Source organism: Chryseobacterium sp. YR221 (genome assembly GCF_900176315.1).
Taxonomy (GTDB): domain Bacteria; phylum Bacteroidota; class Bacteroidia; order Flavobacteriales; family Weeksellaceae; genus Chryseobacterium; species Chryseobacterium rhizosphaerae.
In genome coordinates this window covers 164,436-178,255 of record NZ_FWXM01000008.1, presented here as the reverse complement: position 1 = coordinate 178,255, position 13,820 = coordinate 164,436, and the positions used below count along the sequence as shown (strand labels likewise).

General features: G+C 36.8%; 19 protein-coding genes. 16 read left to right on the top strand and 3 right to left on the bottom strand.

What is annotated here, in order from left to right:
- Nucleotides 1–164 precede the first annotated feature (164 nt).
- Nucleotides 165–911, bottom strand: a complete 747-nt coding sequence (locus B8967_RS20890) for an SDR family oxidoreductase (protein ID WP_179140099.1) — start codon at nt 909–911, stop codon at nt 165–167.
- Between the two features lie 102 nt (nt 912–1,013).
- Between B8967_RS20890 and B8967_RS20885 the strand changes: the two genes are divergently transcribed.
- The gene (locus tag B8967_RS20885; RefSeq protein ID WP_047486354.1) at nt 1,014–1,349 is read left to right on the top strand and encodes a winged helix-turn-helix transcriptional regulator; all 336 of its coding nucleotides are present in this window, start codon (nt 1,014–1,016) and stop codon (nt 1,347–1,349) included.
- Nucleotides 1,350–1,517: 168 nt separating this feature from the next.
- Here B8967_RS20885 and B8967_RS20880 read toward each other — a convergent pair whose 3' ends face one another.
- Nucleotides 1,518–3,737: an NADP-dependent isocitrate dehydrogenase gene (locus B8967_RS20880; RefSeq protein ID WP_084087714.1), complete on the bottom strand. Its 2,220-nt coding sequence runs from the start codon at nt 3,735–3,737 to the stop codon at nt 1,518–1,520.
- Nucleotides 3,738–3,904: 167 nt separating this feature from the next.
- Between B8967_RS20880 and tpx the strand changes: the two genes are divergently transcribed.
- From tpx to B8967_RS20855, 5 genes are all read left to right on the top strand, one after another.
- Complete coding sequence (tpx, locus tag B8967_RS20875; RefSeq protein WP_047486077.1) at nt 3,905–4,405, top strand: thiol peroxidase; 501 nt, start codon at nt 3,905–3,907, stop codon at nt 4,403–4,405.
- An 89-nt stretch (nt 4,406–4,494) separates the two neighbouring features.
- Nucleotides 4,495–5,067: a Crp/Fnr family transcriptional regulator gene (locus tag B8967_RS20870; protein ID WP_052188521.1), complete on the top strand. Its 573-nt coding sequence runs from the start codon at nt 4,495–4,497 to the stop codon at nt 5,065–5,067.
- Between the two features lie 66 nt (nt 5,068–5,133).
- Nucleotides 5,134–5,823: an alpha/beta hydrolase gene (locus tag B8967_RS20865; RefSeq protein ID WP_084087712.1), complete on the top strand. Its 690-nt coding sequence runs from the start codon at nt 5,134–5,136 to the stop codon at nt 5,821–5,823.
- 78 nt (nt 5,824–5,901) lie between these two features.
- Nucleotides 5,902–6,249, top strand: a complete 348-nt coding sequence (locus tag B8967_RS20860; RefSeq protein WP_084087710.1) for a VOC family protein — start codon at nt 5,902–5,904, stop codon at nt 6,247–6,249.
- Nucleotides 6,250–6,377: 128 nt separating this feature from the next.
- Entirely contained in the window at nt 6,378–6,782 is a 405-nt protein-coding gene (locus tag B8967_RS20855) for a glyoxalase superfamily protein (protein ID WP_084087708.1), read from the top strand.
- Between the two features lie 6 nt (nt 6,783–6,788).
- On the opposite strand, the gene B8967_RS20850 is transcribed toward B8967_RS20855, so the two are convergent.
- A complete protein-coding gene (locus B8967_RS20850) occupies nt 6,789–7,370 on the bottom strand; it encodes a peroxiredoxin family protein (RefSeq protein WP_179140098.1) in 582 nt (193 codons plus the stop codon).
- Between the two features lie 135 nt (nt 7,371–7,505).
- On the opposite strand from B8967_RS20850, the gene B8967_RS20845 reads away from it, so the two are divergent.
- From B8967_RS20845 to B8967_RS20800, 10 genes are all read left to right on the top strand, one after another.
- Nucleotides 7,506–8,711 (top strand): DUF763 domain-containing protein, encoded by a 1,206-nt coding sequence (locus tag B8967_RS20845; RefSeq protein WP_084087705.1) that lies wholly within the window; start codon nt 7,506–7,508, stop codon nt 8,709–8,711.
- Between the two features lie 307 nt (nt 8,712–9,018).
- Complete coding sequence (locus tag B8967_RS20840) at nt 9,019–9,609, top strand: Crp/Fnr family transcriptional regulator (RefSeq protein WP_047486066.1); 591 nt, start codon at nt 9,019–9,021, stop codon at nt 9,607–9,609.
- A gap of 77 nt (nt 9,610–9,686) precedes the next feature.
- Nucleotides 9,687–10,097 (top strand): VOC family protein, encoded by a 411-nt coding sequence (locus B8967_RS20835; RefSeq protein ID WP_047486064.1) that lies wholly within the window; start codon nt 9,687–9,689, stop codon nt 10,095–10,097.
- A 155-nt stretch (nt 10,098–10,252) separates the two neighbouring features.
- Entirely contained in the window at nt 10,253–10,669 is a 417-nt protein-coding gene (locus tag B8967_RS20830) for a VOC family protein (RefSeq protein ID WP_084087703.1), read from the top strand.
- Between the two features lie 12 nt (nt 10,670–10,681).
- On the top strand, nt 10,682–11,143 hold the full coding sequence (locus tag B8967_RS20825) for a DinB family protein (protein WP_084087702.1): 462 nt from the start codon (nt 10,682–10,684) through the stop codon (nt 11,141–11,143).
- Between the two features lie 33 nt (nt 11,144–11,176).
- Nucleotides 11,177–11,701 (top strand): hypothetical protein, encoded by a 525-nt coding sequence (locus tag B8967_RS20820; RefSeq protein ID WP_084087700.1) that lies wholly within the window; start codon nt 11,177–11,179, stop codon nt 11,699–11,701.
- Nucleotides 11,702–11,704: 3 nt separating this feature from the next.
- Nucleotides 11,705–12,481, top strand: coding sequence for an alpha/beta fold hydrolase (locus B8967_RS20815; protein ID WP_084087698.1), 777 nt, complete (start codon nt 11,705–11,707; stop codon nt 12,479–12,481).
- Nucleotides 12,482–12,606: 125 nt separating this feature from the next.
- Complete coding sequence (locus B8967_RS20810; RefSeq protein ID WP_047486347.1) at nt 12,607–13,038, top strand: VOC family protein; 432 nt, start codon at nt 12,607–12,609, stop codon at nt 13,036–13,038.
- A gap of 79 nt (nt 13,039–13,117) precedes the next feature.
- Nucleotides 13,118–13,531, top strand: a complete 414-nt coding sequence (locus B8967_RS20805) for an SRPBCC family protein (protein WP_084087696.1) — start codon at nt 13,118–13,120, stop codon at nt 13,529–13,531.
- Nucleotides 13,532–13,566: 35 nt separating this feature from the next.
- The gene (locus B8967_RS20800) at nt 13,567–13,806 is read left to right on the top strand and encodes a helix-hairpin-helix domain-containing protein (protein ID WP_228406275.1); all 240 of its coding nucleotides are present in this window, start codon (nt 13,567–13,569) and stop codon (nt 13,804–13,806) included.
- Nucleotides 13,807–13,820: the final 14 nt, after the last annotated feature.

The window sequence follows — 13,820 nt, the reverse complement described above, 5'->3', positions numbered from 1 at the left end:
GTTTTTTTTCTGAGCCAAAAGTAGAGGAGGAGTCCAGATTTTGAAATGTAAAAAAGGCTAAGCCGGACAAAAAAGAAGGTGAATAAGGAATTTTAAAGTCTGAAAAATTCAACATAAAAATACCGGCAATATATTATGATTGCCGGTATGTGAAAACTGAAAGCTTATAAAGTGATCCCTCCATCTATCACGATCTCCGTTCCGGTAATAAATCCGGAAACCTCAGGATCAGATAAATAGGTAACCCATTTTGCCACTTCCTCTGCGGTCCCCATTTTTTTCAGTGGAATTTCATTGATCAGGTGGCTGTTGAGATTCTTTAAAGTTTCCTCATCCAGTCCAGCCTTGCTCATAATATCTGTGTTTATAGGGCCGGGGCTGATGATGTTAACTCTGATTTTCCTTGGAGCCAGCTCTGCTGCCGCAGTTTTTGTAATTGAATTAAGTGCAGCTTTGCTCGCCTGATATACAGAGCTGTTAGGTTTGTAGGTGGAGGCTACAATAGATGATAACATGATGACAGAAGCTCCATCGGAGAGTATAGGAATGAATTTGCTTAAGGTAAAGTAAGCTCCCCTGAAATTAATATTCATCACCTCATCAAAGTTGTGGACATCCATATTTTCAATCAGAGCCATGCTTCCTGTAATTCCTGCGTTGATAAATAAAATATCTACCTTTCCGAATTGTTGTTCAACTTCTTTTTTTAGCAAATCAATATCGTGAAGGTTGGCCTGGTCTGCAATGTAAGGAATTGCTCCGAGTTCTAAAGCTGCTTTTTCAACAGCTTCTTTTCTTCTTCCTGTAATGATGACTGTGGCTCCTTGTGAAATAAGTTCTTTTGCAGCAGCGTATCCGATTCCGCTGTTTCCACCTGTTACTATCGCTAATTTGTTGTTCAGTTTTTTCATTTCTTATAATTTTTGACAAAGTTATTTCAATTTGGTATACTTTTGTAACCAGTATCACAGAGTATGCCAGTATCATTCATGATATCACTTAACTTTGCACTTATGGAAAGAGATCAGACAGAAGAATTAAGAGCCCTTCAGGATACCCTTTATTTTATTGGAGGAAAATGGAGAATTCCCGTCATCAACTCAATTTGTAATGGGAACAGACGCTTTCGGGAAATTGAAAGAAGCATTCCCGGAATTACCACAAGAATGCTTTCAAAAGAACTTAAAGATATGGAACTGAATAAACTGGTAAAGCGCAATGTCTACCCGGAAACTCCCGTACTGATTGAATATGAGCCCACAGAATATTGCAGAACTTTTGGAAATATAATCCAGGAAATGATAAACTGGGGGAGAGAGCACAGGAGAGTGATTGTGGAGGATAGGTAGGTGAGAGGTGGCAGGGATTAGGGATGCGTTGACCTTGATGAATAAATATATGGCCAATATTCCTCTCCTCTTGACGGGGTGGTTTTCGGTATATCTTTTAATGAATAGGCCAAAAACAAGAAAGCCCCTTTTGAAAAAGGAGCTTTCTTATTTATATTATATCAGAAATTAGATTCTGTCAATAATTTCATTTAAAACAGTACTTGGTCTCATTGCTGTGTACGTTTTGTATTTATCAGTTTTGTAGTAACCGTCAATATTTTGAGGTTTACCTTGAGCACCAATTAATTCTGCATTAATTACCTCTTCATTTTCCTTCATTTCTTTTGCTACCGGAGCAAACTTAGCCGCCAATTCTGCATCAGCAGTTTGGTTTGCCAAGGCTTCAGCCCAATACATAGCTAAATAGAAATGAGAACCTCTGTTATCGATTTGTCCTACTTTTCTTGCTGGAGATTTATCTGTAGCTAAGAATTTTGCATTTGCTTCATCCAATGCATCAGCTAATACCTGAGATTTTGTATTTCCCTGAGTCTGTGCCAAATGCTCTAAAGAAGCTTGTAAAGCAAGGAATTCACCTAGAGAATCCCATCTTAAATATCCTTCTTCTAAGAACTGTTCAACGTGTTTTGGAGCAGAACCTCCGGCACCTGTTTCAAATAAACCACCTCCGTTCATTAATGGAACAATAGAAAGCATTTTTGCAGAAGTTCCAAGTTCAAGGATTGGGAAAAGGTCGGTTAAATAATCTCTTAATACGTTTCCTGAAACAGAGATTGTATCTTTACCTTCTCTTGCTCTTTTTAATGTTTCAGTCATAGCATCTTTTACATCAAGAATTCTGATGTCAAGACCTGCAGTATCGTGATCAGCAAGATATTTTTCTACTTTTTTGATGATTTCTCTGTCATGAGCTCTTCCTTTGTCTAACCAGAAAATAGCAGGCGTATCAGATAATCTTGATCTGTTTACAGCTAGTTTTACCCAGTCCTGGATAGGAGCATCTTTAGTCTGACACATTCTGAAGATATCATTTTTTTCTACTTTTTGAGAAAGAAGAACATTCCCTGCTTCATCCTGAACCTCTACAGTTCCGTCAGCAGACAATTGGAAAGTTTTATCGTGAGAACCATATTCTTCAGCTTTTTGAGCCATTAATCCAACATTTGGAACAGATCCCATAGTAGTAGGGTCCAGCTTTCCATGTGCTTTCATATCGTCAATTACAGACTGATAGAAACCAGCATAAGAACGGTCCGGAATGATACAAACTGTATCTTCTTCGTTTCCTTCTTTGTTCCACATTTTACCACCCCCTCTTACAAGAGCAGCCATAGAAGCATCAACAATGATGTCAGAAGGTACGTGGAAGTTGGTAATCCCTTTGTCAGAATTTACCATGGCCACTCTAGGTCCTTCAGCAAGTGCTTTCTCGATATCAGCTTTGATGTCAGCTTCCTGAGCATTTCCTTTAATTTTTTCAAAAAGATCAGCAAGACCGTTGTTAGGGTTGACATCTAAAGATTTGAATGTCTCAGCATATTTAGCAAATACATCTTTGAAGAAAGTCTCTACAATAGCTCCGAAGATAATCGGATCAGAGATTTTCATCATCGTAGCTTTAAGGTGAGCGGAAAGAAGTACATTTTTATTTTTAGCTTCTTCAATAGCCTCCTGTACAAATACTTTCAAAGCATTGAGGTTCATTACAGAAGAATCGATAACTTCTCCTGCCTGAAGGCCTGCGAAATCTTTCAACAAAGTTTCAGCCCCGTCATTTCCTTTGAATACGATTTTATATTGTGTAGCATTTTCTAAGGTTGTAGAATTTTCTGTCCCATAGAAATCACCATTGTTCATATGAGCTACATCAGTTTTGCTGTCAGAAGCCCAGTCACCCATTCTGTGAGGGTTGGCTTTTGCATAGTTTTTAACAGCTTTTGGAGCACGTCTGTCAGAATTTCCTTCTCTTAATACCGGATTTACTGCACTTCCTAAAACTTTTGCATATTTAGCTTTGATTGCTTTTTCATCATCATTTTTAGGTTCTGCAGGATAATTAGGAACTGCGAAACCTTTCGCCTGTAATTCAGCAATCGCTGCATCCAACTGAGGAACAGAAGCCGAAATATTAGGAAGTTTGATAATATTAGCGTCAGGTTGAGTAGCCAGTTGGCCTAATTCTGCTAAAGCATCACCGATTTTCTGATCATCTTTTAAGAATTCAGGAAAATTAGCTAAAATTCTTCCTGCCAAAGAAATATCCGGAACTGCGATCTCGATGTTTGCTGATTTTGTGAAAGCTTTTACGATTGGTAAAAACGAATGTGTAGCCAGCATTGGAGCTTCATCAGTAAGTGTGTAATAGATTTTTGATTTTTCTGACATTATACTGTTATTTGTTATTTGAAATTATAGTTCTACAAATTTAGTTAAAATTTAATTTTGGGGCTTACTCCTATACTGAGTTTTTTCACTTTAAGATTAATTTAACCTTTATTAAATTGAAAAAAAATCTATTTTGATTAAATTTGAAAAACTTTAAAAATAAAATTATGTCAACCATTACTTTAAAAGGAAACGAAGTACACACAATAGGAACATTACCGTCAGTAGGAACAACAATCAAAGATTTCGCTTTGGTAGACTCCGGGTTAAATGTAAAAACACTTGAAACCTTTGAAGGAAAGAAGAAAGTCTTCAATATTTTCCCAAGTATTGACACGCCAACTTGTGCCGCTTCCAGCAGAAAATTCAACGAAGAAGCTTCAAAATTAGATAATACGGTAGTGATTAATATTTCAAAAGACCTTCCTTTTGCCTTAGGAAGATTCTGTGCTGCTGAAGGATTAAATAACGTGGAAACCCTTTCAGATTTCAGAAGCAGCTTTGGTGATGATTATGAAGTAACCATTACAGATTCTCCTTTGAAAGGACTTTTAAGCCGTGCAGTAATCGTTGCAGACGAAAACAACAAAGTGGTATATACGGAGCAGGTTTCAGAAATTGCTGATGAGCCTAATTATAATGCAGCACTTACAGCATTAAACCAATAAAATAAACAACAGGAATAAAATACTTGTAACTGCCTTGTGAAAATAATTTTTTGCAAGGCTTTTTTAGATATAAAAAACACAAATAGATTATGTTGGATCATTACAAAAAATATGGAGAACTGTTTCAGGTAGATCGGGAGCATTTCGAAGAATTTTATGCCCTGCTTAAACATACACAGCTTTTAAAATCTGATTTTTTTCTGAAACAGGGTGAAAAATGCAAATATTTAGGCTTTATCAAAAAAGGAACGATAAGGTGCTTTTATATCAATGATCAGGGCCGGGAGATCAATTTCGGATTTTATTTTGAAAATGAGTTTTTTACAGATTATGAAAGTATTCTTTGTGATACCGTTTCCAATATGAATATTCAGGCATTGGAAGACTGCGAAATTTTGCTTTTAAGAAAAGAGGATCTTAAATCTTTATATGAAAAAGAAGCATACTGGCAGCAATTTGGACGTGTAATGAGTGAAAAAATTTATTTGGATGCCAAAAAAAGAATTGATGATTTGTTATGCTATTCTCCCGAAAACAGATATTTAAATCTTTTGAAAAAAGAACCCCTTCTGTTTCAGAAAATAGCCCAGAAACATATTGCCAGTTATCTGGGAGTAACAGAGCAGTCTCTTAGCCGGATAAGAAGTAGGATTGTTAATTAACTTAAGTTAACGTCCTTTGAGATTTTAGAACGTAGCTTTACAATCATCAAATTTTAAATAATCATTATGGAACAGAAAGATCTAACCATTATTTTGGTACACGGAGCCTGGGGAGATGGCTCACACTGGCAGTATGTTATTCCTTCTTTGGTAAAAGCAGGATACAAAGTGAGAAGTGTTCAAAATCCTTTAACTTCGTTACAGGATGATATCAATAAGACAAAGGACCTTATAGATGCCCAGGAAGGGAAAGTACTTTTGGTAGGGCATTCTTATGGAGGTGCTGTGATTTCAGGTGCCGGAAACCATGATAAAGTCGCCGGGCTGGTTTATATCGCTGCTTTTGCTCCCGATGCAGGAGACAGTTTAGGATCTCTTTTAGGAAGAAGAGAATCTCCGGGTGGAGCAAGTATTTACCCAGACAGTAAAGGTTTCCTGTGGATTAAGTATGATGAATTTCAATCTGCTTTTTGCCAGGATCTTGATGACGAAAAGGCTTTGGTAATGGCATTGTCACAAAAACCTATTCATGGACAGTGTTTCGGAGACATTGCCGGAGAACCGGCATGGAAAACAAAACCTAGCTGGTATCAGATCTCCTCAAAAGATCATATGATTCCGGCAGAAACAGAGAAGGAAATGGCAGAAAGACTTCAGCCAAAGAAAATAATTACTTTAGATGCAGGACATGCCTCGTTAGCTTCACATCCTAAAGAAGTTACCGAATTGATTTTGGAAGCAGCTTCTTCACTCTAAAGACAAATACCTATAAAAATCTTGTAAAGCCCTGCGAAATTTTATGTAATTTCACAGGGCTTTTTTAAATGATACAGTATGGTCAAAAGAATCGTGGTCAATATAAAAACAGATGAGGTATCAAAAGCCAGTCATTTTTATCAGGATATTTTAGAGCTTGATGTTTTGATGGATCATGGCTGGATCAAAACTTTTGGAAATGAAGAAGAAGCAAAAGTTCAGATCAGTTTTGCGGAACAAGGTGGAAATAATACCGAAGTTCCCGATCTTTCCATAGAAGTGGAGGACGTAGACAGCATTTATACAAAGATGCGCCTGGCAGGATTTGAAATACCGTATGAATTGACCAATGAAGATTGGGGAGTCCGGAGATTCTTTGTAAAAGACCCGTTTGGAAAACTGATTAATATTCTTTCTCACCAATAAAATAAAGCATATTATTCAATAGGAGCGGACTTTAGTCCGCTTTCATAAAAAATAAACCATCATTTGGCTTTAGCCAAAACTTAAAAATAATTTCCAAAATCCACATAAATATTTAATTAATTGATATCATGAATGCAAAACAGGTTATTCCTATTCTCAGAATTTTTGATTATCAGAAAACCCTGGAATTTTATATCGGTTGGATGGGCTTTGAAATCGTATGGGAACATCATTTTGAAGAAAATACACCCGTTTATATGGAGGTGAAAAAAGACAATATTATTCTTCATTTGAGTGAACACCATGGGGATGGAACTCCCGGAAGCAGTGTTTTTATCTGGGGAGAAGGAGTCCCCGAATATCATAAAGAGCTGCTCGCTAAAAATTACAAATACAATCGTCCGGGTCTTGAGAAGACCTTCTACAATGCCATTTCTTTTACCGTCAATGACCCCTTTGGGAATAAAATTATTTTCAATGAGGAATTTGATGAAAAAAAGCATGGTGCTTTATCGTTGTATTCAATTGATTGATAGCGCTTATTGTTGAGCCCCTTTAATGCTGTCTAACTTTCGTATAAGCTCTTCATCTGTAGCTCCACCACAGCTGGAATGGATCACTTTTCCGTTGGAATCAATCAGTATTTTAGCCGGAGTACAGTAGATATTATATTTCAGCTGTTCCGGTTTGCTGGGAGATTGCGTATTATCTATTTGTTCAAATGGAAAACTGGCATCATGGAAGATCTGCTGAAGTTCCTTATCTGTTTCTACAAGTCCTTCCAAAATCCCTATAACGCCTACGTTATCTTTATAGTGGGTATAGATTCCATTAAAATCATCCACCATATTATAACTTGCATTAGGATCTTTTTTAAGAAATGTTTTACTGTAAATGAAGATCAGAAGGTTTTTCCCCTGATAATCCTTTGAGTTGAATGGCTGCCCGTTAATTGTCTTAGCTGAAAAATATTGGGGTTTAGCAGCCTGAAAAAAATCCAATCTGTTTTTGAGCCATTCCTCTCTCATTTTTTTAAGACCTTCCGCATTGGTTGATTCTTCTTTTTTACTTTGGCAGGCAGATAGCAAGGCAACACATAGAAATAGTAAAAGTTTTTTCATAATGGTGGGTTGGTATTGAAACGATACAAAAATCATAAAAAAATATGAATGGACAATCTTTTATGCTTTATTTAAAGTTGATTCAAATCATGATGCATTTAGAATATTAAAACTAACTTTGTTTTTTAATCAAAAATGAAACGTTCAGGAACAGCAGATCTACCTCTTCACTATGGCAAAGTACCGCCATGGTTATACGAACGGATGTCTGTTCTCGGGCTTTCCATTATTGAAGTGATCCTGATGGATTATGGTAAAGATGAAGTTCTCCGCCGTTTGGCAGACCCGTTCTGGTTTCAAAGTTTTGGAGCGGTGATGGGAATGGACTGGCATTCTTCAGGAATTACCACTTCCGTTATGGGAGCTTTGAAACGCTCTATTAACCCCAATTCTCAATCCCTGGGAATTTATATCTGTGGAGGTAAAGGGAAACTGTCAAGAGAAACTCCTTCCGAGCTGATTCGTATTGCTGATAAGACCGGTTTGAATGGAACAGAGCTGGTAAGAGCCAGTAAACTTTCAGCAAAGGTTGACAATACCGCCATACAGGATGGATATCAGCTGTATCTGCATAATTTTGTGCTCTCGGATAACGGAAACTGGAGTGTGATTCAGCAGGGAATGCATGAGTCTGACGGAACGGCAAGACGATACCATTGGCACTCGGAAAATGTCAAATCATTTGTAGAAGAACCCCATACCGGAATTAATGGTATTTCAAGAGGGAAAATTCTTAACCTTACCGATTCCGAAGCTTCGGAAAACAGAAAAGGAATTCTGGACATTTCCCATACCGACTCTGTAGATGTGATGAAAGACTTTTCAAGACTGATTCTTCCTGCCCATCATGATGTACAGGCTTCTGATGTTGATTTGAGACGGCTGGGCGCTCTTTTGTACATAACCCGTGAGCAGCAGCCACAAAATTTTGAAGATCTGCTGATGCTGGAAGGTGTTGGTCCGAGAACGATGCAGTCGCTGGCATTAGTGAGTGAAGTGATTCATGGGGCACCGGCAAGATTTTCTGATCCTGCAAGGTTTTCTTTTGCCCACGGAGGTAAAGATGGGCATCCTTTTCCTGTACCTACGAAAACTTATGACGAAAGTATCAATATTCTTAAAAAAGGAATAGAGAAGTCAAGGCTTGGAAACTCAGACAAATTAAATTCTCTACATAAACTCCACCAGATTGTAACATCAGCAGAAAAAGACTTTACTCCCGATTTTGATATTCAGCAGGTTATTGAAGAAGAAAGACAAAACTCCTGGCGTTTTGGAGGGAAAACTGTTTTTGGTGATGCTCCAAAACCGAACAAACCGATTCAGCTGTCTTTATTTTAAGCAAAAGAAAATCATCTCTCCCTTCCCCAGACATTTAACAAATGGCTTATTTTATACCACGCCCCTTAAAAGTATAAGCATTCCCTTCCTCTGGAGGGGTGTCAAATCAAAGATTTGACGGAGTGGTTTAATTTGACAAGGTGTTTTATGAAAATTAGAACATTTGTTTAATTATTAGTTGTTGTCGATTGTCTTTAATTTCAATGTGATATATTGATTTTCATGAATAATTTTCTTATTTGTTTAATATTTATATCTTTAACTGGATTAAAAAAAATATTTTTAAAACTCAAAAAAAATTGACCTGATGACCAATAAAGCCTTAGAAACATGCTATGATTTTCCTTTTTTTCTTCATGAAGAGCTTGAAGAAATATTTCAGGCCCATGAGAAAACATCATTTCAAAAAGGAGACTTTATTCTTGAAGAAGGAAAAACGGCTAATGAATATTATATTTTAGACAGTGGCCTGGCACGTTCATTTGTCAATGATTTCAACGGGAATGAAGTGACTACGCATTTCTTTGTAGAGAATGAGGTTATTATTGAGGTTTTATCATTGTTTCAGAGAATACCTTCTCAGGAAAACATCATTTGTATTACAGATTGCGAATGTTGGAGGCTTGATTACGATACTTTTCAGGACTTATTCCATAAAATTCCCAATCTCAGGGAATGGGGAAGATCCTGGATGTCTAAAGAACTTTTTGACTATAAACAGCGGTCTGTAGAAATGTTTACCCTTTCCGCTACCAAAAGATACCTGAATTTGCTGGAACAAAAATCGAAGGTTATCCAGTTTGCTCCCTTAAAGCAGATTGCTTCCTATCTGGGGGTTACCGATACTTCTTTAAGCCGTATTCGTAAAGAATTGGTTTCCCATCCCAAGAAAAATTAAATCTTGCCTTATGGCAAGTTGATTTTCATCATACCTTGGTAATTTTGGTTAAAAGTTTAACACTAAAAATTACAAAAATGAAAGTCAATCAAATTTATGTCAACCTTCCGGTAAAAGACATACAGAAAACAAAAGAATTCTGGACTACACTTGGTTTTGAAATTAACGAGCAGTTTTCAGATGATAAGGCGGTGTGTGTTGCAATGAAAGATGACAATATCTATGTTATGTTTCTGAAAGAAGACTACTTCCAGACTTTTACCAATAAACCTGTTGCCAAAGAGAATACAAGCCAGGTTCTTGTAGCAGTGGGGCTCAACAGCCGTGAAGAGGTTGATCAGGTGGTCAATACTGCCTTGCAAAATGGATGCTCACAACATGAAGAACCTCAGGATTACGGATGGATGTACCAAAATTCTTTTTGGGATCTTGACGGACATGGCTGGAATATAACCTATGCCGATATCTCTCAAATGCCAACTCAATAGTAGAGCACCTAACGAGCATCACCGCCAAAAAGCGTTTCTTATTCAACCTTAACAGATGCTTTACTTTCAAATAAAAATAAATATTGCCTTATGCCAGGTTAGTTTTTATTAAACCTTGGTCATTTGGTTACAAGTTTAACACTAAAAATTACAAAATGCGAATCAATGATATTTACGTCAATTTACCTGTAAAAGACGTGCAAAAAACCAGAGAGTTCTGGACGAAGCTTGGCTTTTCTATAAATGAACAGTTTTCGAATGATCAGGCAATATGTGTAGTCATGCGAGAAGATCATATTTACACCATGTTTCTGAAAGAAGAATTTTTTCAAACATTTACGGACAGACCTTTTGCCAAAGGAGATACTACACAAGTGCTTCTTGCAATAGGTGTAAACAGTCGTGATGAAGTAGATCATATGGTAAAAACAGCTCTCGAAAACGGAGGTTCAAAATATAGTGAACCTCAGGATCACGGATGGATGTATCAAAGTGCTTTTGCAGATATTGATGGCCATCAGTGGGAAGTGATGTACGGAGATCTCTCACAATTGCCTGCAGACCAATCATAATATTTTAGCATTATGGAAACTATATCAAACGAAATAGAATTTGTAAAAAACCAGGTGACCAGTAATTATCAGGTGATCTCTTTGAATATCGAGGGTATTACGCATAATGAATCAATGGTTTTTCCAAATGGTGAGGCTAATTCTATGAATTGGATTCTCGGACATTTAATTTATATAAGAAATGCTTTTCTGAATATCCTGGGTGAAGAATCTGTTTGGGATGGAGAGAAGTTCTCATGCTACAACAGAGGAGAAATACCGTTGGAGCGGAAGGCTGAGTTTGTAAATTTTGAAGAACTAAAATCTTATTTGAACCAGTCTCAGAATATATTGGATGCAAAGCTTAATACTCTTGAAAGATTTACTCCTGGAAGCAGTACAGATATTGCAATGCTTTGCCTTCATGAAATTTACCACAGCGGACAGCTGGGCTACCTTCGCAGGATTCTGGGAAAACCGGGAGCGATAAAGTAAGGTTTAAAAATAAAATCCATAAAAAATAAAAAAATGGACACACCAAAATCAAAAAAAATGGAACTCATTATTCCGGCTTACAGAATGCATACCCAAAGCTTTATGAACGTTTTGGACGGCATTTCGGAAGAAGATGCGTTGAAAAGAATTGAAAATAAAACCAATCATATCGTATGGATGGCAGGAAACTTTGTGAATATGAGGTATGGATTGGGCTGGGTACTGGGACTGCAGGATCAGGATCCTAATAATGATCTCTTTTTTCAGGGAAAGGCATTGGATGAAAGTAATACATACCCAACTTTAACTGACCTGAGGAAAAATTTCCATGATATTTCTTCAAAAGTGTATCAGAGATTAGGGGAAGTAACAGATGAAGAGCTTGATGAGATTTTTGAAATAGGGATGAACATTCCTTTTATCACAGAAAACAAACTCAATTTTGTAGGAATGTGCATTGGCCGTGAAGATTACCTGTGCGGGCAGATCGGGTTGATGCGTAAAATTTTAGACTACCCAGGAATGAAATATGATGTGGACGAAAATATAAAATATTAACCCATGAATCCGGTAGAAAAAGGCTATAAAAGAGTCAATGGAATTCAGCTGTATTATGAAATTTATGGTGCAGGAAAACCTTTGGTACTGATCCATGGAGGAGGTTCCTCTATTTTGTTTGATTTTAAAGAAGTTATTAGAAGGCTGGAAAATAAATTTCAGCTGATTGGTATTGATCTTCAGAATCACGGAAGAAGTGAGCATCGGGATATTCCTGAAACATTTGAGCAGGATGCCCGGGATGTTGCTGCTCTTTTAGGGGAACTCAATATTAAAAAAGCTTCATTTTGGGGATTCAGCAATGGTGGAAATACCGTGATGCAGATTGCTCATCTTTATCCGGATGTTGTAGAAAAACTGGTGGTTGCTTCAGCATTTTATAAGAGATCAGGAATGATTGACGGCTTTTTTGAAGGGATGCAGGAGGCAACGTTTGATACCATGCCGGAGCCCTTTAAAATTAATTTTTTAAACCTGAATCCTGATTTCTCAAAGCTTGAAAATCTCTTTGACAAAGACTGTAAGAGGATGCAGACTTTTGAAGATTGGGATGATGAGGTATTGACTTCTATCCACTCACCCGTACTGTTTATCAGTGGTGATAAAGATGTCATGAAGCCCGAACATACAGTTGCTATGTGGAGGCTGGTGAAAAATTCACAATTAATGATACTTCCCGCTACCCATGGCACTTATATGATGGCCGATTTCGATGGAAGTATGGATATAGATTTAATAGACTTTACAGTAAAGGAAATAGAAAATTTTTTAAATAAATAAAATACGGCTAGTACCGGTTGTTTTAAAAGTAGCACCAATGTTTTATACCGTTGCCGTGTTATTTGTGAAGCTCCTTTGTGCTATTTGTGTTTACCAGTAATCTTAACAACTTAAAATTAAAAATCATGGCAAAATTAAATCCGTACTTAAATTTTGATGGAACCGCAGAAGAAGCGTTCAATTTTTACAAATCTGTCTTTGGAGGAGAATTTCTGGGTGAAATCCACAAGATGGGGAACGCTCCGGGTACTGAAAATCTTTCAGACGAGGAAAAAAACAGAGTAATGCATGTAGCGCTACCTATTGGAAATGATCTTTTAATGGCTTCAGATATCGTTCCGGGATTCGGACAGACTCTGACAGTAGGAAATAATAATTATGTTTCTATTTTTCCGGAATCGAAAGACGAAGCTGAAAGACTTTTTAAAGGACTTTCAGAGGGAGGAAATATAGAAATGCCACTTGAAGATCAGTTTTGGGGAGATTATTTTGGAAGTTTTCAGGATAAATATGGCGTTCATTGGATGGTGAACTATAATGACGAATACACAAAATAATCTTATATTTAACTCATTATAAATAAAAGGGCACTCATTTTTTGGGGCGCCCTTTATCCAATCACTTAAAAATAGAACTATGGATCCAATTACAATAGACATTACAATTTTAGCTCCGGTAGAAAAGGTCTGGAATTATTTCAATGAGCCTAAACATATTACAAAATGGAATTTTGCCCATGAAAGCTGGCAGTGCCCAAGTTCTGAAAATGACCTGAAAGTAGGAGGGAAGTTTAAAAACAGAATGGAGGCCAAGGATAAAAGCTTTGGGTTTGATTTTGAAGGTGTATATGATGAGGTTATCCCTAACGAAAAAATACAATATCATATTGCGGACGGAAGAAAAGTAGAAGTGATCTTTGATCAAGTAGATGAAAATACGACAAAGGTTACAGAGATTTTCGATCCTGAAAAGCAAAACTCTGTGGAAATGCAAAGAGAAGGCTGGTATGCTATCCTCAATAATTTCCACAAATATGTTGAGAATCATTAAAAACACTTTTTACCGCCATGATCAATTTAGTTATCATGTCAAAGAGTTTAAACTCTATTTATACTTTTAACTATGATCCTAAAGAACATTTTCTTCATGGAGTGATTGCCATACCTGCAAGAAGAGCTTTGGAAAAGGAAAAAATAGACTCCCTGGAAAAGCTGTCGGATTATTCTGAAAAAGAAATTATGCAGATGCATGGTTTTGGGAAGAATACCATGGAAAAATTAAAGAATCATATGAAAGAGAATCAGATGTTTTTCAAGGAAATATAAAGTGTAAACTACAG

Bases quoted from the DNA above. Each gene is read 5' to 3' on its own strand.
- B8967_RS20865 (WP_084087712.1), top strand. From the start codon at position 5,134: ATGGAACAGAAAGATCTAACCATTATTTTGGTACACGGAGCCTGGGGA.
- B8967_RS20815 (WP_084087698.1), top strand. From the start codon at position 11,705: ATGAATCCGGTAGAAAAAGGCTATAAAAGAGTCAATGGAATTCAGCTG.
- B8967_RS20845 (WP_084087705.1), top strand. From the start codon at position 7,506: ATGAAACGTTCAGGAACAGCAGATCTACCTCTTCACTATGGCAAAGTA.
- B8967_RS20800 (WP_228406275.1), top strand. From the start codon at position 13,567: ATGTCAAAGAGTTTAAACTCTATTTATACTTTTAACTATGATCCTAAA.
- B8967_RS20855 (WP_084087708.1), top strand. From the start codon at position 6,378: ATGAATGCAAAACAGGTTATTCCTATTCTCAGAATTTTTGATTATCAG.
- B8967_RS20885 (WP_047486354.1), top strand. From the start codon at position 1,014: ATGGAAAGAGATCAGACAGAAGAATTAAGAGCCCTTCAGGATACCCTT.
- B8967_RS20825 (WP_084087702.1), top strand. From the start codon at position 10,682: ATGGAAACTATATCAAACGAAATAGAATTTGTAAAAAACCAGGTGACC.
- B8967_RS20870 (WP_052188521.1), top strand. From the start codon at position 4,495: ATGTTGGATCATTACAAAAAATATGGAGAACTGTTTCAGGTAGATCGG.
- B8967_RS20850 (WP_179140098.1), bottom strand. From the start codon at position 7,370: ATGAAAAAACTTTTACTATTTCTATGTGTTGCCTTGCTATCTGCCTGC.
- B8967_RS20835 (WP_047486064.1), top strand. From the start codon at position 9,687: ATGAAAGTCAATCAAATTTATGTCAACCTTCCGGTAAAAGACATACAG.
- B8967_RS20880 (WP_084087714.1), bottom strand. From the start codon at position 3,737: ATGTCAGAAAAATCAAAAATCTATTACACACTTACTGATGAAGCTCCA.
- B8967_RS20840 (WP_047486066.1), top strand. From the start codon at position 9,019: ATGACCAATAAAGCCTTAGAAACATGCTATGATTTTCCTTTTTTTCTT.
- B8967_RS20820 (WP_084087700.1), top strand. From the start codon at position 11,177: ATGGACACACCAAAATCAAAAAAAATGGAACTCATTATTCCGGCTTAC.
- tpx (WP_047486077.1), top strand. From the start codon at position 3,905: ATGTCAACCATTACTTTAAAAGGAAACGAAGTACACACAATAGGAACA.
- B8967_RS20890 (WP_179140099.1), bottom strand. From the start codon at position 911: ATGAAAAAACTGAACAACAAATTAGCGATAGTAACAGGTGGAAACAGC.
- B8967_RS20805 (WP_084087696.1), top strand. From the start codon at position 13,118: ATGGATCCAATTACAATAGACATTACAATTTTAGCTCCGGTAGAAAAG.
- B8967_RS20860 (WP_084087710.1), top strand. From the start codon at position 5,902: ATGGTCAAAAGAATCGTGGTCAATATAAAAACAGATGAGGTATCAAAA.
- B8967_RS20830 (WP_084087703.1), top strand. From the start codon at position 10,253: ATGCGAATCAATGATATTTACGTCAATTTACCTGTAAAAGACGTGCAA.
- B8967_RS20810 (WP_047486347.1), top strand. From the start codon at position 12,607: ATGGCAAAATTAAATCCGTACTTAAATTTTGATGGAACCGCAGAAGAA.